The organism is Gemmobacter sp. 24YEA27 (assembly GCF_030052995.1).
Classification (GTDB): Bacteria; Pseudomonadota; Alphaproteobacteria; order Rhodobacterales; family Rhodobacteraceae; genus Pseudogemmobacter.
The window spans coordinates 3255658-3277460 of sequence record NZ_JASJPW010000001.1 but is presented as its reverse complement, the minus strand read 5'-3'; the positions used below and the strand labels follow the sequence as shown (position 1 = coordinate 3277460).

At 62.6% G+C, this 21803-nt stretch carries 17 protein-coding genes and 2 pseudogenes; 13 read left to right on the top strand and 6 right to left on the bottom strand.

Features of this window, described 5'->3' with window-relative positions; genetic code table 11:
- Positions 1-155: 155 nt before the first annotated feature.
- Positions 156-2333 carry a catalase/peroxidase HPI gene (katG, locus tag QNO18_RS16260; protein ID WP_283178523.1) on the top strand — a complete coding sequence of 726 codons (2178 nt, stop codon included), beginning with the start codon at positions 156-158 and terminating at the stop codon, positions 2331-2333.
- 123 nt (positions 2334-2456) lie between these two features.
- Here the strand turns inward: katG and QNO18_RS16255 are convergent, their stop codons facing one another.
- Positions 2457-3284: a TIGR01620 family protein gene (locus QNO18_RS16255; protein ID WP_349293888.1), complete on the bottom strand. Its 828-nt coding sequence runs from the start codon at positions 3282-3284 to the stop codon at positions 2457-2459.
- Positions 3285-3452: 168 nt separating this feature from the next.
- Positions 3453-4880 (bottom strand): YcjX family protein, encoded by a 1428-nt coding sequence (locus QNO18_RS16250; protein WP_283178522.1) that lies wholly within the window; start codon positions 4878-4880, stop codon positions 3453-3455.
- 91 nt (positions 4881-4971) lie between these two features.
- On the opposite strand from QNO18_RS16250, the pseudogene truA reads away from it, so the two are divergent.
- Positions 4972-5744: pseudogene (truA, locus tag QNO18_RS16245) on the top strand (tRNA pseudouridine(38-40) synthase TruA).
- 35 nt (positions 5745-5779) lie between these two features.
- Here truA and QNO18_RS16240 read toward each other — a convergent pair.
- The gene (locus tag QNO18_RS16240) at positions 5780-6181 is read right to left on the bottom strand and encodes a tellurite resistance TerB family protein (RefSeq protein WP_198839334.1); all 402 of its coding nucleotides are present in this window, start codon (positions 6179-6181) and stop codon (positions 5780-5782) included.
- Positions 6182-7195: 1014 nt separating this feature from the next.
- Between QNO18_RS16240 and QNO18_RS16235 the strand changes: the two genes are divergently transcribed.
- From QNO18_RS16235 to QNO18_RS16200, 9 genes and pseudogenes are all read left to right on the top strand, one after another.
- On the top strand, positions 7196-8233 hold the full coding sequence (locus tag QNO18_RS16235) for an IS110 family transposase (protein ID WP_283178521.1): 1038 nt from the start codon (positions 7196-7198) through the stop codon (positions 8231-8233).
- A gap of 456 nt (positions 8234-8689) precedes the next feature.
- A complete protein-coding gene (locus QNO18_RS16230) occupies positions 8690-10282 on the top strand; it encodes a lysine--tRNA ligase (protein ID WP_283178520.1) in 1593 nt (530 codons plus the stop codon).
- Between the two features lie 100 nt (positions 10283-10382).
- A pseudogene (locus tag QNO18_RS16225) lies at positions 10383-10700 on the top strand (transposase); the annotation flags it as partial.
- 410 nt (positions 10701-11110) lie between these two features.
- Complete coding sequence (locus tag QNO18_RS25700; protein ID WP_349293869.1) at positions 11111-11353, top strand: hypothetical protein; 243 nt, start codon at positions 11111-11113, stop codon at positions 11351-11353.
- Positions 11350-13401, top strand: a complete 2052-nt coding sequence (locus QNO18_RS16220) for a glycosyl hydrolase family 28-related protein (RefSeq protein ID WP_349293887.1) — start codon at positions 11350-11352, stop codon at positions 13399-13401. Before QNO18_RS25700 ends, QNO18_RS16220 begins: the two co-directional genes overlap by 4 nt.
- Positions 13402-13869: 468 nt before the next feature.
- A complete protein-coding gene (gene acs / locus QNO18_RS16215) occupies positions 13870-15834 on the top strand; it encodes an acetate--CoA ligase (RefSeq protein WP_283178519.1) in 1965 nt (654 codons plus the stop codon).
- Positions 15831-16502, top strand: coding sequence for an adenylate kinase (locus QNO18_RS16210; protein ID WP_283178518.1), 672 nt, complete (start codon positions 15831-15833; stop codon positions 16500-16502). Before acs ends, QNO18_RS16210 begins: the two co-directional genes overlap by 4 nt.
- Before the next feature lie 282 nt (positions 16503-16784).
- On the top strand, positions 16785-17420 hold the full coding sequence (locus QNO18_RS16205; RefSeq protein WP_283178517.1) for an MFS transporter: 636 nt from the start codon (positions 16785-16787) through the stop codon (positions 17418-17420).
- Entirely contained in the window at positions 17366-18568 is a 1203-nt protein-coding gene (locus tag QNO18_RS16200) for an MFS transporter (RefSeq protein ID WP_283178516.1), read from the top strand. Before QNO18_RS16205 ends, QNO18_RS16200 begins: the two co-directional genes overlap by 55 nt.
- 72 nt (positions 18569-18640) lie before the next feature.
- Here the strand turns inward: QNO18_RS16200 and QNO18_RS16195 are convergent, their stop codons facing one another.
- On the bottom strand, positions 18641-18925 hold the full coding sequence (locus QNO18_RS16195) for a hypothetical protein (RefSeq protein WP_283178515.1): 285 nt from the start codon (positions 18923-18925) through the stop codon (positions 18641-18643).
- A gap of 69 nt (positions 18926-18994) precedes the next feature.
- Positions 18995-19711 carry an aminoacyl-tRNA hydrolase gene (gene pth / locus QNO18_RS16190; protein ID WP_283178514.1) on the bottom strand — a complete coding sequence of 239 codons (717 nt, stop codon included), beginning with the start codon at positions 19709-19711 and terminating at the stop codon, positions 18995-18997.
- 57 nt (positions 19712-19768) lie between these two features.
- On the opposite strand from pth, the gene QNO18_RS16185 reads away from it, so the two are divergent.
- Both QNO18_RS16185 and QNO18_RS16180 read left to right on the top strand, forming a co-directional pair.
- Positions 19769-20548, top strand: a complete 780-nt coding sequence (locus QNO18_RS16185) for a methyltransferase (RefSeq protein ID WP_283178513.1) — start codon at positions 19769-19771, stop codon at positions 20546-20548.
- 36 nt (positions 20549-20584) lie between these two features.
- The gene (locus QNO18_RS16180) at positions 20585-20899 is read left to right on the top strand and encodes an antibiotic biosynthesis monooxygenase (protein ID WP_283178512.1); all 315 of its coding nucleotides are present in this window, start codon (positions 20585-20587) and stop codon (positions 20897-20899) included.
- Between the two features lie 83 nt (positions 20900-20982).
- On the opposite strand, the gene QNO18_RS16175 is transcribed toward QNO18_RS16180, so the two are convergent.
- On the bottom strand, positions 20983-21582 hold the full coding sequence (locus tag QNO18_RS16175; protein WP_283178511.1) for a 50S ribosomal protein L25/general stress protein Ctc: 600 nt from the start codon (positions 21580-21582) through the stop codon (positions 20983-20985).
- Between the last annotated feature and the right edge of the window lie 221 nt (positions 21583-21803).

Here is a 21803-nt window from a genome sequence, read left to right as displayed (position 1 = left end):
CTTATCGCAGAAGTAAGTTTTTGCAATTTTGAATTATTCCAAAACCTGGCTAGACCTGAGCGCAGCCAGGCAGACGGGGGATTCGGCAAAAGGTCGGCCCGCGCCATGCCAGGAGATACGCGCTACGCGATAAACCGCAGCCTGTCGGAGGAAAAATGGACGGAAATGATGTAAGATCGGGTGGCAAATGCCCGGTTATCCATGGGGCAAATACCGAGCTGGGCCAAAGTGTGATGGCCTGGTGGCCGAATGCGCTGAACCTCGACATTCTCAGCCAGCAGGACAGCAAGACCAATCCGCTGGGGCAGAATTTCAGCTATCGCGAGGCGCTGAAAACCCTTGATGTCGAAGGCCTGAAGGCCGATCTGCGCGCTTTGATGAATGACAGCCAGGACTGGTGGCCGGCGGATTACGGCTCCTATGTCGGCATGTTCGCCCGCACCGCCTGGCATATGGCGGGGTCCTACCGTGTGACCGACGGGCGCGGCGGCGGCAATACCGGCAACCAGCGCTTTGCGCCGCTGAATTCCTGGCCCGACAACGTCAATACCGACAAGGGCCGGCGTCTGCTGTGGCCGATCAAAAAGAAATACGGCAATGCGGTTTCCTGGGCCGACCTGATCCTGCTGGCCGGCACGATTGCCTATGAGGTTGCCGGTCTGAAGACCTTCGGCTTCGCCTTTGGCCGTGAAGACATCTGGCATCCCGAGAAGGACACCTATTGGGGATCCGAGAAGGAATGGCTGGCGCCCTCTGACAGCCGCTATGGTGATGTTGCCACCCCGGCCACGCTGGAAAACCCGCTGGCGGCGGTGCAGATGGGCCTGATCTATGTGAACCCGGAAGGGGTCAACGGCGTCTCGGACCCGCTGAAAACGGCGGCGCAGATGCGCGAGACCTTCTCGCGCATGGCGATGAATGACGAGGAAACCGTGGCGCTGACCGCGGGCGGCCATACGATCGGCAAATGCCACGGGAATGGCTCGGCGGCAAATCTTTCGCCCGATCCCGAAGCTGCCGGCCCGGAATTCCAGGGCCTTGGCTGGATCAACACCAATGGGCGCGGCGTGGGTCGCGACACGGTCGTGTCGGGGCTGGAAGGCGCCTGGACCACCCATCCGACGCAGTGGGATAATGGCTTCTTCGAGATGCTCTTCAAACATGAATGGCATATCGTGACGACGCCCGCCGGTGCGCATCAGTGGGAGCCGGTTTTCATTGCCGAAGAAGACAAGCCGGTCGATGTGGAAGACCCGTCGATCCGCGTCATGCCGATGATGACCGATGCCGATATGGCGCTGCGGGTGGATCCGGGCTACCGCGAGATCTCGCTCCGGTTCAAAGAGGACCAGGCGTATTTTTCCGAAGTCTTCGCCCGCGCCTGGTTCAAGCTGACCCATCGCGACCTCGGCCCGAAATCGCGTTATGTCGGCCCGGATGTGCCGGCGGAAGATCTGATCTGGCAGGACCCGGTCCCGACCGGGGCGACCGGCTATGATGTGACCGGGCTGAAGGCCAAAATCGCCGCTTCCGGCCTTTCGGTGCAGGATCTGGTGGCCACCGCCTGGGATTCCGCGCGCACCTTCCGCCATTCCGACAATCGCGGCGGTGCGAACGGGGCCCGCATCCGGCTCGCGCCGCAAAAAGACTGGGAAGGCAACGAGCCCGCCCGTCTGGCGCGCGTCCTCTCGGTGCTTGGCCCGCTCGCGCAGGCCGCAGGCGCGAGCCTCGCCGATGTGATCGTGCTGGCGGGCGGTGTCGGCGTGGAACAGGCCGCGAAAGCGGCTGGTTTCCCTGTCGAGGTCCCCTTCGCACCGGGCCGTGGCGATGCAACCGACGCCCAGACCGATGCGGAAAGCTTCGGGCCGCTGGAGCCGATCCATGACGGCTTCCGCAACTGGGTCAAAGCCGATTACACCGTCTCTCCCGAGGAGCTTCTGCTTGACCGGGCCCAGCTGATGGGTCTGAGCGCGCCGGAAATGACCGTCCTTCTGGGCGGGCTGCGGGTGATCGGCGCGAACCATGCAGGTTCTGCGCATGGTGTCTTCACGCAGACCCCAGGCGCGCTCACGAACGACTTCTTCGCCACGCTGACCGATATGGCGTTCAAATGGGTGCCGGTGTCGAAATCGACCTATGAGATCCAGGACCGCAAGACCGGTGCGAAGGTTTACTCGGCCACCCGCGTTGACCTCGTCTTCGGCTCGAACTCGATCCTGCGCGCGATTGCCGAGGTTTATGCCCAGGACGACAACAAGGAAAAGCTGGTCCAGGACTTCGTCAAAGCCTGGGTCAGGGTGATGAACGGCGACCGTTTCGACCTGAAAGCCTGATACGAAACAAAAGGCCCCGGAAACGTCTTCCGGGGCCTTTTTCTGCGTCTTTCATCTGGCCTTAAATATCCCGGGGGAGTCTGCCAAAGGCAGACGGGGGCAGCGCCCCCATGCGCGCAACAATCACCCCCCGCGCGGGATCAGCCCTGCAAGCGCCCGCGACACCAGCCCCGAAACCCCGGGCCGGGGCAGGGCACGAAACGGCAATGGCCGGCATTGCTCCATTGCGGCCACCCCGATCCGGGCCGTCAGCGCGCCATTGACCACCCCCTCGCCAAAGCGGCGCGACAGTTTTGACAGCACCCCGCCGCCTGCCACAGATCCCATCAGATCATCCGCCAGCGACACCGCCCCCGCCGCCAGCAGCGAGGAAAACACCCGGCGCAAAAGGCTCCAGCTGCCCAGTGTTCCCGACCGGCCGCCATAGATCATCGCAATCCGCCGGATCATCGCGAGATTGGAATAGAGAACCGCCGCCACATCCGCCAAAGCCAGCGGCACAAGCGCCGTCACCAGAGCGACGCGCCGCGCAGCGGCCTCGATTTCGGCCCGTGCAGCGGCATCGAGCGGCGCGAGGATCTCGGTCTCGGCCAGGGCCAGCACCGCATCGGCGTCCAGCACCTCGGCCTGATGGTCCTCAAACCGTTTCAGCCCCCAGGCGGCCTCGGCACGCGCGCTGTAAAGGTTGGTGATGCTTCCGGTCACGCTGCGCGCGGCCTTCAGATCGGCATTCACATGCGCCGAAACCGCGCGGGCGCGCAGATGGTCAAGCCGCGCGATCCGGGCAAAACCCATTGCCTCACGCGCGGCCATGATCAGCGCGATCAGAACCGCCAGCGCGATCAGCACAAAGGCGATCCAGCCCAGAACCGCATTGCGGGTGAAAAGCGAGGCGGTGAAATCCCAGGCCGCGACCCGAGAACAAAGGTGAAAAGCGTTGAAAACACCCAGATCGCGGCGCGTGTCAGACCCGAGCGCCGCGCTCCGGCAGCGCGTGCCAGCTGCTCCAGCATGAGATCCGCCCCGGGCAGATCGCTGATCGGCGGTGCGGCGCCAGGATCGGCCTCGGGGATGTCATCCGCATGGATTTCCTCGACAAAGGGGCGGTGGGGGATTGGGTCACAGCCGGTCTCCGATCAGAAATTCGACGGCGCGGTCGAGGCGGATATGCGGCGGTCCGTCGCCCGGTTTCAGCGAAAGCCGCGCGGGCGCGAATTCCATCATGCCGAATTCCGCGTCGAGCCAGTCTGATGCACCCTCGCGCGCCGGCGAGAGGATCCGCGCCGGATCTGCGGGCAGCGCGCCGGGATACATCACCGCCTGTTTTCCGCTGGTCAGAAGCCGCCCACGCACGGCGGGCAGCGGGACGCCGCCACGTTCCACGGTCTCCTCAACCGTGGCCCGCAGGCTCGCGAGCGACAAAGCCGCCACCTCGGCACCGGCAAATTCGGCGCGCCCCTTCGCATCGGCGACCAGTGCCTCGGTGATGGCGGTCAGGGCAGGGTGCTGTTCATGGTGCAGATGGTCGGCTCGGGTCGCCGCGAAAAGGATCCTGGCCACCCGCCTGGCCCCGATCAGCGATGACAGCCAGGAGGCACGCCCGACGCGAAAGGCGGTCAGCACCTCGGCCATGACCTTCCGCAGATCCTCGACCGCCTGCGGCCCCTTATGGATCGCGCCCAGCACATCCATCAGCACGATCTGGCGATCAACCCGGGAAAAATGGTCGCGGAAAAACGGCGTCACCACCTTAGCCTTATAACCCTCGAACCGCCGTGCCATCTCGCGCCAGAGCGATCCGCGCCCGGCCTCTGACGGCTCGGGGATCGGGGCAAAGGTCAGGACGGGCGAGCCGGCGAGATCCCCGGGCAGCAAGAACCGGCCGGGTGTACAATCCGACCAGCCGGCGGCACGGGCGGCGGTCAGATAGCGCGTGAAGCCCGCTGTCAGCAGCTGTAAGCGGGCCTCGTCCAGCGGCAGCGCGCCATCTTCGGCCCGGGCCAGCGCCAGAAACTCGCGCGCCTCGGCCAGGCGGGGCGCGCGTTTCGCCACCAGTGCAAGGGTGTCTTCGGACCAGGTGGCGAAGGTTTTTTCCATCAGCGCCAGATCCAGCAGCCATTCGCCGGGATAATCCACAATATCCAGATGCAGGATCTGTGGCCCGCGAAACCCCGCGAACCATCCCGAGGGACGGGTGCGAAACGACAGGCGCAGCTCGGAGATCGAGCGGGTCGAGGCCGGCCAGCGCGGATCATCGCCGGTCAGCGCTGCAAGATGGGTCTCATACTCGAAACGCGGCAGCGTCAGGTCGGGTTGCGGTTGAAGATGGACGGTCTCGATCCGCCCCTCGCGCGCGGCGCTCAGTTGCAGCATCCGGCCCCGGTGCAAAAGATTGGCGATCAGCGAGGTGATGAAGACGGTCTTCCCGGCGCGCGACAGGCCGGTGACGCCCAGTCGCAGCACGGGTTCAAACAAGAGGCCGGAGATCCCCGCCTGGGTCTGATCGATCCCGCGCGCGATGCCGTCGGTGATGCCGAAAAGTGCCAAACCCGCCCCCTGTTCTGTCGGTGGGAAGATAGGGCGCGCCTTGCTGCTTGGGAAGGTGGACGAAGGGGGGCTTCTGGGCTAAGCGGCGGGAATGGCGCGCTTTGCATTCAGGATCGAGTATAACGGGGCTCCGTTCAACGGCTGGCAGCGCCAGGCGGGGGGCAGCCTTCGGTGCAGCAGGCGATTGAAGAGGCCCTGGCGAAGCTGGAACCGGGCGAGCATCGCATCGCCGCCGCCGGCCGGACCGATGCAGGCGTTCACGCGACGGGGCAGGTGGCCCATGCCGATCTTGCGAAAGACTGGGAGCCGTTTCGACTTGCCGAGGCACTCAACTGGCATCTGAGACCACAGCCGGTGGCGATCACCGCCTGCGCGCGGGTGGAACCCGATTTCCATGCGCGGTTTTCGGCGCTGGAACGGCGCTACATGTTCCGCCTTATGGCCCGGCGCGCGCCGGCGGTGCTGGAGGCGGGGCTTATGTGGCAGGTGCGGGGAGCGCTGGATCTCGGGGCGATGCGGGCAGGGGCTGCGCATCTGATCGGGCTTCATGACTTCACCACCTTCCGGTCGACCATGTGCCAGGCGCAAAGCCCGGTGAAGACGATCGATGAAATCTCAATCGAGGAAGTCCCCTGCGCGGGGGGGCAGGAATTCCGCTTTTACCTGCGCGCCCGCAGTTTCCTGCACAATCAGGTCCGTTCGGTCGTCGGTACGCTGGAGCGGGTGGGGGCGGGCGGCTGGCCGCCGGCCCGCGTGAAAGAGGCCCTGGAGGCGAAAGACCGCGCCGCCTGTGGCCCGGTCTGCCCGCCCGAGGGACTTTATCTGACCGGAGTTGGCTATCCGGCGGATCCGTTCGGGGGCTAAGATCGCCCGGAGGGCACCCGGGCGGTCCCGCCTGTTCAGGCCCGCAAATGCCGCACCCGCGCCGCCCATTCAATCGCGGCGGCATGGAGGCGGTCGATCCGAAGTTCCTCGCGCAGCTCTTCGAGCATCCGGAGTTCTTCCTGGCTGTGGCGCCCGTCTGCGGTCACGACATCACAGGCCAGCGCATAGGCGGTCTCATGCAGCCGTTCGGGCAGGGCATCGCGGATCAGGCCGAAAAACGCATCAAGCCCGTCTTCTTCCTCGAAGAGGTCAAAGACCGTCTGCGACACGCGCCGCATCCTGTCGGTATCATAGCCCGAGAAAACCGGCATCAGATTGACCATGCTCTGAATCGCCACCAGCTCGGCCGTACGCATATTCTGGTCCGAGGCCGAACAGGCGATCATCACGGCGACGAGGGCATCCTGGGCCGACATCGAAGGGGGGGCGGTCTGCTGCAAGTCACTCACTCCGAAGTCTGCGCAGGTGTTTGCGCAAGGTAAGTTTGTCTGCGGCGAAGCTAATCGTTGCCGCCTTTCGCGGCAAGGCCAACGCCTCAATCTTGCGAAGCGCCGCCGGGAGAGACGCCGGCATGGGCCTTTCCCCTTGTTCGCTCTGGGATCGCTATGCAGTCTCGCTGTCATGACAGACCCCGCTCGGCTGATTTGCGCAAGCCGCCTGGTATTCTGGCTCTTGTGGCGGGGCATTGGCGGGCTGGCGCTTTGGCCGCGCTGGACAAGCTGGCTGGGCGGCGCGTGGTGAGTGACCAGATCACCCCGCTGGCCGCGGACCGCCCCTGTGAGATGGGACTGACAAAGGCCGGAGGCGCCGCCTTGCTGGCCCTCGCCAGCCCGGTCCCGGGCGAGGTACTTCGCGCGCAAGCCTCGGGGCCGGCTCGGTGCGCAGCAGGCAGGCGCGCTGGTGCTGGCTGCGGGGTGCCCGAGGGCTGCGAAGCGCTTGTCCCAGCAGATTTCAGCCAGGCGCAGCTCTCGGACGACAGGCTGACCGTGCCGGATAACGGGTCACCTTCCGCGTGGGCTTCAGGCTTTGACGCCGCTGGCGGGGCGAGGATCAGCGGCTAGCTGCCGGTCGGGCTGAATCCAGTGGCGATTTCTGCGGCGAGCGGCCTGAAAGAGATCGGCTAGGACGCGACACAGGCGCTGATAGGTGCCAAGGGGGATGCGGGGATCCTGCGTGGGCTGATCCACTTTCTGCCCTCGCTCGAGGCGTTGCGCGCCCATATCGCGCCGGGGCGGGCCAAGGTGGTGGCTCATTTCGCCCGGGATACCTATCACGCGCTTTTGACCAGGGCATCGCTGCGTGGTCTTGGGGCTTCGGCGACCGGTATGGAGGTTTCGGTCCGTCTCCATAGGCCTTGATGATGGGTTGGGTAGCCCCTCCGACGGCACTTATGTGCCACAGTGATCCAGAAAGGATCAGGAGTAACCCCTATGAAGGAAGTCTCGATCATCGGCGTTGACTTGGCGAAACAGGTCTTTCAACTGCACGGAGCGACAGCAGAGGGTGAGGTTGTGTTTCGCAAGAAACTGTCGCGCAAGCAGTTTCTCATGTTCATGCAGTCGCAGCCCGGGTGCGTCGTTGCGATGGAGGCCTGCGCCACGGCCCATCACTGGGCGCGGACGCTGGCGGCCATCGGGCATGAGGTGCGCCTGATAGCCCCGAAATTCGTCAAGCCATATGTGAAGAGCCAGAAAAACGACATGGCGGATGCCGAGGCGATCGCAGAGGCGGGCAGTCGGCCGACCATGCGTTTTGTCGAGGTGAAGACACCGGAGCAGCAGGGCCTCGGCATGATCTTCAGGCTGCGGGATCTTCTGGTCGGACAACGAACGCAGGTGATCAATGCCTTGCGTGGACATCTCGCCGAATTCGGGCTTGTCGCCGGAAAGGGGCGGGAGAACGTGGATAAGCTGCGGGCCGTTCTGGAGCCGGGCGCCGAGGGCGCAGATGATCTTCCTGCGGTGGTCGGCCACATGGCGCAGCTTTGCTTTGATCAGATCGACAGCCTGTCGCAGCGCATCGCCGAGCTTGATGCACAAGTCGCGACGGCCAGCAGACGGTCGCGGTTCTCGGCCCGACTGCAGAGGATGCCCGGTGTTGGCCCCATTTCCGCGATGGCGCTGGCGGCGTTCGCGCCGCCACTGCAGAGCTTCCGCCAAGGACGAGACTTCTCGGCCTGGCTGGGTCTCGTGCCGCGACAGCATTCCAGCGGCGGGAAGCAGAGGCTTGGACGCACGAGCAAATCGGGTCAACGCGATATCCGGCGTTTGCTGATCATTGGCGCGATGGTCGTAATCTCTGGCACCAGGATCCGGCCCCCTGCGGAAAGCTCCTGGTTGGGTCGGATCCTGGCCCGCAAGCCACGGATGCTGGCCGCCATCGCGCTGGCAAACAAAATGGCCAGAATGCTGTGGGCCATGATCACGAAGAACGAAGAGTTTCGAGGGGGACCGCTGATGGCGAACTGACGAGGTCAGCAGCACCGTCTCGAAAATGCGGGAGAAGCTGAAGCTTGTATGAAATCGATCGGACAGATCGGGGTTGGGGAAACCAGTGTCACATGGAGAGCTCCGAGCTCGCTTTGATGTTTTGACCACAACCCGCGGATCCCATACCGGCCAAGGAGCATAGCGTTCCGACAAAAGGCCTGACACATGGACGCATTCGACCGTATGATGCCAGCCGAGGCGACAGCCCGCTAAAACCGGGGCTACCCACACATGATGTGACCGCTCTCCTGTGTGGATCCTCGCAGACCCAACCTGGCAAACAGATGCCGTCGGGGGGGGCGGTCACATCATCAAGGCCTATGGGGGCAAAGATGCGCGCAGCGTTGCCCGGCACATTGACGAAAACTGCCTGCGGCAATACAGCGGGGCTTCCCGTCGGCACTGGCGCCGATGGTGACAGGTAAGGAAATTCTCATGTCTGAGCTCCGCGATGCGGCGATGAAGTCGAAAGCCTGGCCTTTCGAAGAGGCCCGCGCGCTGCTCAAACGGTATGAGAAGAAGGCGCCTGAAAAGGGCTATGTGCTGTTCGAGACCGGCTACGGCCCGAGCGGCCTGCCTCATATCGGTACCTTTGGCGAGGTGGCGCGCACGACGATGATCCGCCGCGCTTTTGAGGCGATCTCGGATATCCCGACGCGGCTGATCTGTTTTTCCGACGATCTCGACGGGATGCGCAAAGTGCCGGAAAATGTGCCGCAGCAGGATCTGCTGAAGGCCAATATCCAGAAGCCGCTGACCAGCGTTCCGGACCCGTTTGGTGAATATGAGAGCTTTGGCGCGCATAACAACGCCATGCTGCGCCGGTTTCTCGACACGTTCGGCTTCGAATATGAGTTCATTTCCTCGACGGAGTTCTACCGTGCGGGTCTGTTTGACGCGACACTGAAACTGTGCGTCGAGCGCTATGACGAGATCATGGCGATCATGCTGGCCTCTTTGCGCGAAGAACGGCAGCAAACCTATAGCTGCTTCCTGCCGATCCATCCCGAAACCGGGCGGGTTCTGTATGTGCCGATGAAATCCATCGACAAGGTGAACCACACCATCACCTTTGACGACGAGGATGGGCGCGAATGGACGCTGCCAGTGACCGGTGGCAATGTGAAGCTGCAATGGAAGCCCGATTTCGGCGCACGTTGGGCAGAGCTTGATGTCGATTTCGAGATGTATGGCAAAGACCATTCGACCAATACGCCGATCTATGACGGGATCTGTGAAGTCCTGGGCGGCCGCAAGCCGAACCATTTCACCTATGAGCTGTTTCTCGATTTCGAGGGTCAGAAAATCTCGAAATCAAAAGGCAATGGTCTGACGATTGACGAATGGCTGACCTATGCCTCGGCCGAGAGCCTGTCTTACTTTATGTATCAGAAACCCAAAACGGCCAAGCGGCTGTGGTGGGATGTGATCCCGAAGGCGGTCGACGAATATCACCAGCAGCTGAAAGCCTACCCCGATCAGCCGGTTGAGCAGCAGGTCAACAATCCGGTCTGGCATATCCATAATGGCAAGCCGCCGAAATCGACGATGGTGGTGCCGTTTGCGATGCTGCTGAACCTCGCCTCGGTGGCGGGGGCCAAGGATGCGACCGGGCTTTGGGGCTTTATCCGCCGTTACGCGCCGGAGGCGTCACCGGAAGCCAACCCGGATCTCGATGCGGCGGCGGGGTTCGCCCTGCGCTACTTCCAGGACAAGATCGCGCCGAACCGGGTGTTCCGCCTCCCGTCTGACACCGAGCGCGCCGCGATCCTTGATCTGCGCGGACGGCTTGACGCGTTTGCCGGACCGGAAGAGGGTCAGGCCGAGGATGAGGCGCTGCAGACAATCGTATATGCGGTCGGCAAGGATCACGGTTTTGATCCGCTGCGCGACTGGTTCAGGGCGCTCTATGAGGTGCTGCTGGGCGCCTCCGAGGGCCCGCGTTTTGGTGGCTTTGTCGCGCTTTACGGGGTGTCGGAATCGATTGCGCTGATCGACCGGGCGCTGGCCGGAGAGCTTGTTGGCTGATCTGCGCCACCGGCGGCAGTCGTAAACAGGGTGCTGGTTTCGTCGGGTCTCGCCGCGGCATCTGGAACATGCTTCCCCTCGCAAGTCGATGACGAGGGGGATGCGGGGCACGGACAAGGCGCGCGGTTCGCTGTTCAGCCATGGTGATCTGGAGGAACGGGAACCTGCGCGTCGCTTGTTGCAGTATAACCTGCTGTTTCGACGGTTCCTGGCTCTCGGGGTTGATGACCCTGACCCGGGGCCGGCTGTCTTCTCCAGGAACCGCGAGCGGCTTCTGAACACAGGGATGTCGCGCAAGGTCATGGCTGCCATTCCGGTCCATCGCGAGGTGAGGCCACTTTTTTAGGACCACATTTTCCCGGTAGATGCCACGCTGGTGAAATCCTGGGTGTCGATGAAAAGCTTTCGGCCAAAGAGTGAGCGCGCGCCTCTGACGTCACGCTTATGAACAGCCTACCATGCCTGTCGCGACAGTGAGCGCGCACGAGCCCGCGTCATCCTGGCGCTGCCAGCCAGAAATCCCACCAGACTGCCAAAGCTGATCCCGGGCATTTTCAGAAAAAGACGCCAGTAACCGACCAGGGCCCTCAGCCAGAACAGATGAACAAACAGATCCCGCATCTGAGAAAAAGGACGAGCGCCGGGCGGGGCTAACTCAGAAGCTGCCAGGTCAGGAGGAAGAGGGGGGGCTTTGGCCTCTTTATTGTTGCGCCGGCTGGTGGCGCGGCGCGCGGAGTATGAGCCCGGGTTAACGCTTTTTTGTAACTCCTTCGGGGTCTGGCGCGGGACTGGTCCGGCGCAGGTGATGATCCAGGCGGGGGTGCGACAATGAACAAGGCGATTACCGAGGGGCTGGCTTTGATGCCGGAGCCATTTGCTGCGGGGCTGGCGAACTGGTCATCAGCGAACGGGCGGCCGGGGGATGCGTCTTATACCGGGGTGGCGGGCGCGGCCCTGGTTGGCAATGACCAGGATTTCGGCGGCTGTTTCGAAGTGATGAAGACCACGGCCACGCAGCGGATCCGGGCCTTTGCGCAGACCCCCTGCGCCCGGATATGTATTTGCGGGTGACGGTGCGGATCAAGGCGGTCTCGGGGAACCTGCCGGCCGTCCGGATCGCGGCCTGGGCCGGGACTGCTGCGGGGACGAATGCAGCATCGGTGGCTCAGACCGCCACGGCGGTCGGTCTGTCTTCTTATGGCGAGGTGGTCACGGTCCAGGCGATCATCGGCGCGGGGAACCGGCCCGGGGTGGATCTTGTCTGGGGGCATCTGCCGGTCTTTGCGCATTTCGGCCTCGATCTGACCGGCCCGAATGGCGGCACGGTGCGGATCGACGATATCGTGATCGAGGATGTCACATCGTTCTGGCTGCGTGATCTGACAGATGTCGTCGATGTGAGGGATCACGGCGCGCTGGGCGATGGCGTTGCCAATGACATGGCGGCGTTTCAGCGCGCCGATGCGGCGGCGGGCGGCCGCACTATTCTGGTGCCCACAGGGGTCTACCCGATCCAGGGCAATCTGACGGTCAGCTCTCCGATCCGCTTTGTCGGTACGGTGAGTGTGCCTGCGGCGAACCGGCTGGTGTTGACCCGGAATTTCGATCTGGAGAGCTATTCGCGTGCCTTCGGTGACGATACTGAAGGGTTCCGGCGCGCGTTGCAGGCGCTGTTCTACTTCAATGACCATGTCACCTTTGACCTGTCCGGGCGCCGGGTCGATCTCGCCGCGCCGGTCGATGTCTCGGCCTTGTCAGGCCAGACCAGCTTTGCCAATCGCAGGGTGCTCAGGAACGGCTCGCTGAATGCGGTAAGCTCCACCGCCTGGAATACCGAGAGTTTCACCTCGGTTGGCACCTATACGCCTTCGACGCACCACACCCGGCTGACCTCGGTGACCAATGTCGCCAATATCCCGATCGGCGCGCTGGTCGAGGGGGCGGGCGTCGGGCGTGAGGTCTATGTGCGCTCGAAAAACGTGGGCGCGGGCTGGATCGAGCTGTCTGAACCGCTGTTCGCTGCTGCCGGGACCCGCACCTACACCTTCCGGAGATTCAAGTATATGCTTGATTTCGGTGGGTTTTCTTTGCTGAACCGCTTCGAGATCCATGATGTCGAATTTAACTGCCTCGGGATTGCTTCGGGCGTGATGATGCCCGCTGCAGGTTCGGTCAACCGGTTTGAGAATTGTACTTTCAACCGCCCGAAGGATCGCGGCATTTCCTCGTCCGGTACCGGTTGCCAGGGGATGCATGTCGATTACTGCCAGTTCCTGTCAGACGAGCAATCGCTGCCGGCGCAAAACCGCAGCACCATTGCGATGAACGTCAACGCCAATGACGTCAAGCTGAGGAACAACCGCGTCGTCCGTTTCCGCCATTTCGCGGTGATGAACGGCACGTCGCATATGATCCAGTCGAACCATTTCTTTCAGGGGGATGACATGGCGGCGGGGGTTCGGCTGGCCGGGATCGTCTTTACCCAGACCAATGTGGCGACCGTGGTGACCGGCAATTACATCGACAACTGCTTTATCGAATGGGGCAACGAGCATGATGCGGCCCCTGAATTCAACAATGAATTCTCGTTTGGCGGGCTGAACATCGTCGGCAATATCTTCATTGCCTCGGACGTATCTTCCGCCTTTCGCTGGGTGGTGGTCAAACCCTATGGGCCGGGGCATTTCCTGAACGGGTTCTGCATGGAAAACAACACGTTCCGGGTATTCAATGCCACGATTGACCGGGTGGACCGGCTCGATACCACCCATTCCACGCTGGATTTTACCCGTTCGCGCGATGTGCGGGTCTCGGCCAATACCTATAATCAGGTGGCGCAGTCGATCTCGAACCCGGTGGTGGTGCAGCATGTGCAGAACACCAATGCCGATACCTGGACGGTGGATGCCTCGGCCTTTATCCCCTTTGGCGGCCGGATCCGTATGGTCGAGGCGGCGCAGCCAGAAACTGCCGTGACCAATGCGGCGAATGTGCAGCGCTATATTTCGCCTGTCGCTCTGCCGGGGCAGGGGGCGGGGGGCAATCAGGTGCAACTGCGATGGGGCGAGGCGGTGAAGGGCCGTGCCGTGGTGACGATGCGGATGGATCTGCCGACCTGAGCGCGGGCAGCGTTGCCAGGATAAGGGCGGCTTTCGGGCCGCCCTTTTGTCATGCGCGGCGGGGCGCAGTGGCGGGTGAATGGCCGGCCAGATGTGCGAATCATTTTCTTGCGTGATCAATGTTGAATCCGGAAAGGATCTTTCCGGGCGACGGGTTGTTTCGCTGTTCTTCAGTCGGAGAATACCGCTTTTTCACGCCCGCTCGCGAAGCTGTGAAGGGCCAGGGTGTTGAAAGAAAATGTCAAACTTGTGGCAAAGCCTGTTTATATTTACAATATTGACACGTAAATGGTGAAAAAATTTACAGAAAAATGATTGTGATAACAGGGGTTACGTAAAAATTCACCTCGCGGTAAACTGGGATCGGGAGAGGGTCGCCCTGAACCGGGCGGGGCCCGTGATGGGGTGATGCAGACGGTTGCAGAGGGTTGCAGCCGTGATTGCCAGAAGACCAGGGGAGAGGATTCCATGAAAGACCAGCCCGATCCGCGCGGGGGCCGCGCGCCATCATTGGAATTTTCGGCGGGCGCGCATGTTGATGCGGCGGGCTATGCGCGTCTTTATGGCGAATCGGTTGGGTCTCCTGATGCGTTCTGGGGGCGTGAGGGGCTTCGTCTGGACTGGATCCAGCCCTATAGCACGGTCAAAGAGACCAGTTTCGCGCCGGGGAATATCTCGATCCGCTGGTTTGGCGACGGCTCGCTGAATGTGGCGGCGAATTGCATCGACCGCCATCTGATCGACCGGGCGGAGCAGACCGCGATCATCTGGGAGCCGGATGATCCGAAAGAACCGGCGAAACACATCACCTATCGCGCGCTGCTGGAGCAGGTTTCGCGCATGGCCAATGTGTTGAAATCGCATGGTGTGAAAAAGGGCGACCGCGTCGTGCTTTATCTGCCGATGATCCCCGAGGCCGCCTATGCGATGCTGGCCTGCGCCCGGCTGGGCGCGGTGCATTCCGTTGTTTTCGGGGGATTTTCTCCGGATGCGCTGGCGAACCGGATCAATGATTCCGAGGCGAGAATCGTCATCACCGCCGACTGGGCACCGCGCGCCGGCAAGAAGACCGGGCTCAAGGACAATACCGATAAGGCGCTTTTGCATTGTTCGGACCGGGTGAAATGCCTGGTGGTGAAACGCACGGGCGAGCAGACCTCCTGGGTCTCGGGCCGCGATTTCGATCTGCTGGCGGAAATGGCTGAGGCGAAGCCCTATTGCCCCTATGTCGAGGTCGGGGCCGAGGATCCTTTGTTCATCCTCTATACGTCCGGCTCGACCGGTAAGCCGAAAGGGGTGGTGCATACATCGGGCGGCTACCTGACCTATGCCGCGATGACGCATCAATATACCTTCGATTATCATGACGGCGATGTTTACTGGTGCACGGCCGATGTCGGCTGGGTCACCGGCCACAGCTATATCGTCTATGGGCCGCTGGCGAATGGCGGCACCACGCTGATGTTCGAGGGCGTGCCGACCTGGCCCGATGCCGGCCGTTTCTGGGAGGTCTGCGCCAAACACAAGGTCAACCAGTTCTACACCGCGCCGACCGCGATCCGGTCGCTGATGGGGATGGGGCCGGAATTTGTCGAGAAGCATGATCTGTCGTCCTTGAAGCTGCTTGGTTCGGTTGGTGAACCTATCAACCCCGAAGCATGGGCCTGGTACGACAAATATGTTGGAAAAGGGAAACTGCCGATCGTCGACACCTTCTGGCAGACCGAGACCGGCGGCCATATGCTGACGCCTTTGCCGGGCGCCACCGCGACGAAGCCGGGCTCGGCGACGGTGCCGTTCTTCGGGGTGAAGCCGGTGGTTCTCGACCCGCAGACCGGGGCAGAGCTGAGCGAGACCGAATGCGAGGGCGTGCTGTGCATCAGCGACAGCTGGCCCGGGCAGATGCGCACGCTCTGGGGCGATCATGCGCGATTTGAAGAGGCTTATTTCAGCCAGTATAAAGGGTATTATTTTACGGGCGACGGCTGCCGTCGCGATGCGGATGGCTATTACTGGATTACCGGCCGCGTCGATGATGTCATTAACGTCTCCGGCCACCGGATGGGCACGGCAGAGGTGGAATCCGCCCTTGTCGCGCATGAGAAGGTCGCCGAAGCGGCAGTTGTCGGCTATCCGCATGACCTCAAGGGCCAGGGCATCTACGCCTATGTCACGCTGATGAACGGCGTCACCCCCTCGCCCGAGCTTAAGCGCGAGCTGGAGGCCTGGGTCCGCGCCGAGATCGGCCCGATCGCCAAGCCCGACCTGATCCAGTTCGCCCCGGGCCTGCCCAAGACCCGTTCCGGCAAGATTATGCGCCGCATCCTGCGCAAAATCGCCGAAAACGATTTTGCCGCCCTGGGCGATACCTCAACCCTCGCAGACCCGACCGTCGTCGAGGACCTCATCGAGAACAGGATGAACAAGGGATGACCCGCGAGACCCCGGTTCTGATCCTCCTCGGCCCGCCCGGTGCAGGCAAAGGCACCCAGGCCAGGATGCTGGAGGAAGAGCATGGCCTCGTCCAGCTCTCGACCGGCGATATGCTGCGCGCCGCGGTAAGCGCCGGCACGCCCGCAGGTCTTGCCGCGAAAGCGGTGATGGAGGCCGGCGCGCTGGTGTCGGATGAGATCGTGCTGGCGATCCTGCAGGACCGTATGGCGCAGCCCGATTGCGGCAAGGGGATCATCCTGGACGGCTTTCCGCGCACCCAGGCCCAGGCGGCGGCACTGGACCAGCTGCTCGCGGCGCAGGACCGGCGGATCACGGCGGCGGTGAGTCTTGAGGTCGATGACGAGGCAATGGTGGAGAGGGTTTCGGGCCGCTACAGCTGCGGAACCTGCGGCGAGGGCTATCATGACCGGTTTCGCAGGCCCGCGCATGCCGGGAGTTGCGACAAATGCGGCGGCACAGAGATGAAGCGCCGCGCCGATGACAATGCCATCACCGTGCGCGAAAGGCTGAAGGCCTATCACGCCCAGACCGCCCCGCTGATCGCCTTTTACGAGGCGAAGGGCGTGCTGGAAAAGATCGACGCGATGCAACCCATCGCCGAGGTGACCGCTTCGCTGGGCCGGATCACCGGCCGGGTTGCGGTCTGAAATACCGGTTTCCGGGCGGAGGAGGGCCCCCGGTGACCGGATAAGGGAGTGGACGGCAGAGGATCAGGGCGCGAAAGCCCGGCTGCCGCTCACCAGCAAAAACCGCCGGACCCGCCAGGGGCCGGCTGGCAGGGGCCCCGGGTAACGGGGTGATCTGCCGGTGACCGTCCGGGCGCATGACGCTTTCGGGCGCCGGTCTGTCTTTGCGCCATTTCCGGCGCGGGGGCGGGGGAAACAGGGAGAGGCCGACCCGGAACGGGCGGCAGACATGGAGGAAGCCAGATGGCAGCATCAACACCGGACGTGCGCGACCGCTCACGCCCCATGACCCGGGAAGAGAAGAAGGTCATTCTCGCCTCTTCTGCGGGCACGATCTTTGAATGGTATGATTTCTACCTCTACGGATCGCTGGCCGCGATCATCGGTGCGCAATTTTTCACGCCATTCCCCGAAGCCACGCGCAACGTTTTCGCGCTGCTGGCTTTTGCGGCGGGCTTCATCGTGCGCCCGTTCGGCGCTCTGGTCTTCGGGATGCTCGGCGATATTGTCGGGCGGAAATACACCTTCCTGATGACCATCCTGATCATGGGCTTCTCGACCTTCATCGTCGGTATCCTGCCCAGCTACCACTCCTGGGGTGTGGCGGCGCCGATCATCCTGATCATCCTGCGTATGCTTCAGGGCCTGGCGCTCGGGGGTGAATATGGCGGCGCGGCGGTCTATGTGGCGGAACATGCGCCGCAAAACCAGCGCGGCTATTTCACCGCCTTCATCCAGACCACGGCGACGCTGGGTCTCTTGCTGTCGCTGATCGTCATTCTGATGGTGCAGGGCTATGTGAACGGCAACTTCCCGACCAGCCGGTGCTGGACGCGGCAAGCCAGCCGGTTCTGCTGGCTGACGGCACACCGCAGATGATGAAGGCCTTCAACGCCTGGGGCTGGCGGATTCCGTTCATCGGCTCGCTCGCGCTTCTGCTGGTGTCGCTCTATATCCGTCTGACGATGAACGAATCCCCTGCCTTCAAGAAGATGAAGGAAGAGGGAGCCGCCTCGAAAGCACCGCTGCGCGAAGCCTTTGGCAACTGGAAAAACGGCAAGATCGCCCTGATTGCGCTGTTCGGTCTGACCGCGGGACAGGCTGTGGTCTGGTATTCGGGTCAGTTCTACGCGCTGTTCTATGTGCAGAACGTCATCAAGGTCGACAGCTTTTCGGCCAATGTCTTTGTGGCCTGGTCGCTGATCCTCGGCACCTATGGCTTCATCTTCTTTGGTCGCCTCTCGGACCGCATCGGCCGTAAGCCGATCATTCTCGGTGGCTGCCTGATCGCGGCGATCACCTATTTCCCGGTCTTTGGGTTCCTGACCAAGACCGCGAACCCGATGCTCTATAATGCGCATCTTACCCAGATCACCGTGACCGCAGACCCGGCTGACTGCTCGTTCCAGTTCAACCCGGTCGGCACCGCGAAGTTCACCAACAGCTGCGACATCCTGAAAGCCGGTCTGACCGCGCGTTCGGCGAATTCAGAGACGGTCGATGCGCCTGCGGGCACCATCGCATCGGTGAAAATCGGCGAGACCGAGATCCAGGGCTATTCTGGCTCGGCAGCGGATGCGGCGGAACAGAAGGCCCGTTTCGACAAAGAGCTGAACGACGCCATGAGCGCCGCCGGCTATCCGGTTGCAGGCCAGGCGAATGAATCGGTGGCTGTGGCGCAAAACTTCTTCGACATCTTCACCGGCCAGAAGATCACCATCGTCTTGACCCTGACCTATCTGATCATCCTTGTGACGATGGTTTATGGTCCGATTGCCGCGATGCTGGTCGAGCTTTACCCGACCCGGATCCGTTACTCCGGCCTGTCCTTGCCCTACCATATCGGCAATGGCTGGTTCGGGGGCCTGCTGCCGGCGACCGCTTTCGCGATCTCGGCGCAGTCCGGCAACATCTATGCGGGTCTGTGGTACGCAATCGTCATTGCGCTGATGACGGTGGTGATCGGGGCGCTGTTTGTCCCGGGCGGCACGCATAAGAAAGACATCTTCGCGGATCAGAACCAGTAATCTGACGCAGGCGACAAAAGAAACGGGCCGGGGATTTCCCCGGCCCGTTTTCCTTTTGCTGTCCGGAGAGGCTCAGCGCCGCCGTGCCCGGTTCACCGCTTCCCAGACCCCAAGGACGATGCCGGTGATCACCGTATTCGTCACGAGGCCCGCGAGGATCTGATCCCGGACCGGGATCTCGCTTGCAGCCGTCAGGGTCATCGGGATCAGCACCGCGACAAAGACGATCCCGGCGCCGAGCGGGATCAGCGTGCCGCTGGCTGCGCGGGTCCGCATCATGGTCCAGACGAGGCCGATCAGCAGGATGATGCGGAACGGATCCACGAATTGCGAGACGATGATCTGGCTGAATGTCATGATATCTTTCCCTTTTCCCTTGCTCCGGGATAAGGCAAAGCAGGCCGTTGGTCTATGATTTCATAGGGTTCAGCGAAAGCGATCCATCAGCTTTTGCATGGCGCTGCGCGCATCTGGCTCCGGTTCGGGCTTTGGCGCAGGTTTCGGCTCAGGTGGCAGCTTGCGGCCCGGGGGTCCCGCCGCCGGGCCAGCGGAAGCCGTTCCGCCAGATGAGCGCGGCGGCGCGGTACGCAGGCTGACCGCATTCATGAACTTTTGTCCGTCGCCCTCTGCCAGCGCCACCGCGCCATCTGAAATGCCACGCAAAAGATCATCCAGCCAGCCCTGGTCCGCCTTGCTGAAGTCACTCAGCACATAATGCGCGACCGCATCCTTATGACCGGGATGCCCGATCCCAAGCCGCACCCGGCCATAGGCCTCACCCAGATGCGCATGGATCGACCTGAGCCCGTTATGTCCGGCATGGCCGCCGCCCTGTTTGACCCGCAGCTTCCCCGGCGCCAGATCCAGCTCGTCATGGAAAACTGTGATATCGGCGAGGTCGATCCTGTAGAAATCCACCGCCGCCCGCACCGACTGGCCCGAGAGGTTCATGAAGGTCGCGGGTTTCAGCAAGATGACCTTCTCGCGCCCCAGACGGCCCTCTGACACCTCGCCCTGAAACGCCTTGCGCCAGGGCGTAAAGCCGTGATCCGCGGCGATCCGTTCCAGCGCCATGAAACCAATATTATGGCGGTTGCCGGCGTATTTCGCGCCCGGATTTCCAAGGCCGACAAAGAGTTTCATTCGCGTCTCCATAGCTGTCCGCCGCATCGCCCGGACCCGCCCGGGAGGCGCTGGACCTTGGCCGTCATTGCGCTTAGCCTCGCCTATAGCGCCCGAACGGGCCTCGCTCAACCTGACACGATCCATCCTCTACGAGGCAATATGGCCGGTCTCGCCCATTTCACCATTCGTGGGATCAGGCTTTCCCTGCCCGAGGGGACTTTCTCGGGGCGCCTTGCGGACGCGCTGGAAGCCGGCCGCTATGAGAATACCGAAGCCGCCGCGCTGTTGAAACATTTGCGCCCCGGGGACCGGTTCGTGGATTTCGGCGCCGGGATAGGGTTTCTTTGCGCGCTTGCTGCCGGGGTGGTCGGGGCGGAACATGTCACCGGCGTCGAGGCCGGAGAAACGACGATTGCGCTGGCGCGCAACACGCTGGATCAGAACGGTTTTCCAGTCGCCCGGCTGATCCATGGCGCGGTGGTCGGCACATCCCGGCCGGGCAATGTGGTCGAATTCGGCCTCAGGGGGAACTTCTGGTCATCAGGGCTGAAAAAGGGCGAGGCCTGGCTGCGCGGCACCGAGGTTCTGACCGTGCCGGCGCATGCCGCCGGGCCGCTTCTGGCGGATCTCGCGCCGACGGTGCTGAGCTGTGATATCGAAGGGGCAGAGCTTGAGGTGCTGGCGGTCGAACTGCCGGCCTCGCTGCGGCTGATCGTGACGGAAATCCATCCGGGCAGCTATGGGCCAGAGGGCACCGGGCGGATCTTTGACGCGCTGTTGCGCCAGGGCTTCGTCTATGAACCGGACGGCTCGCGCGGGGCAACGGTGGTGTTTCGCCGGATCGGCAGCGCCTGACAGCGCGCCGTAATTGAACAGACAGGGAGAAGAGCCATGTATCTCACCATGAACCGTTTCAAAGTGAAGGCGGGCGAGGAGGCCACATTCGAGGCGATCTGGAAAAACCGCGAAAGCCAGCTGCCGCAGGTGCCGGGCTTTGTCAGCTTTCACCTGATGAAAGGGGCCGAGGCCGACGGTGTCCGCCTCTATGCCTCACATACGATGTGGGAGAGCGAGGCAGCGTTTCGCGACTGGACGAAATCAGAGGCGTTTCGCGCGGCCCATGGAGGGGCCGGCGGGCATAAAGGGGTGATCCTGGAACATCCGAAACTGGAAGTCTTCGAATCCATACAGTTCATCGGCACCTGAGCCGCAAAGCCGCGCCGCAATTCTCGTAAAACGAAAACGGGGGGCAAAAAGCCCCCCGTTTCATATTCTGCGATCCGAAAGGATCACTCTTCTTCGTCAGCGGAAGCTGCAAGGCCCGACGGCGCCGCGATATTCGCGATCACGAAGTTGCGGCCGATGGTCGGCTTCACGCCTTTGGGCAGCGTGACATCTTCGATGTGGATCACATCGCCGATTTGCTTGCCTTCCAGATCCACGGTGATCTGGGCCGGGATGTCGGATGCGACAACTTCCAGCTCAACCTCGGCGCGCACGACGGTCAGGGTGCCGCCACGCTTGATGCCAGGTGCTTTATCCGCATTGATGAAATCAACATGGATGAAGAGGTTGATGCGCGAATTGTCGTGGATGCGCATGAAGTCGACATGGGTCGGCAGGTCTTTGACCACATCGCGCTGCACGCCGCGGCAGATCACGTGCTGATCAGCCTGGCCTTCAACCTTGAGGTTGAACAGCGTCTGCAGGAAGCGACCCTTGCGCAGGTTCTTCAGCAGGTAGTTGTAATTGACCGAAATCGGCGTCGGCTCTTTGCTGTCGCCGTAGATGATGCCGGGTACGTTGCCCTCACGACGGGCTTGACGGGCGGCCCCCTTGCCTGTCCCCGTCCGCACCACGGCCAGAAGATCAGGGATCTCGCGTGCCATTGGTATTCTCCATTTGATAAAACCGCCACCCTCCAAGGGTGCGTGGCGGATGCGCGCCTATAGCGGGAAAGCGGGGGGAAGAAAAGGGAAAACCTGTTTGCGGGGGCGGGCGGCGGATGCCCCCGGCGGGCGTATTGCGCTCAAGAGGAAAGGCGCGAGCGAAATCCCCCATGGGCTATGTCGCTTACGGGATGGACGGGGGTGGCCAGGCCTGGCAGAAG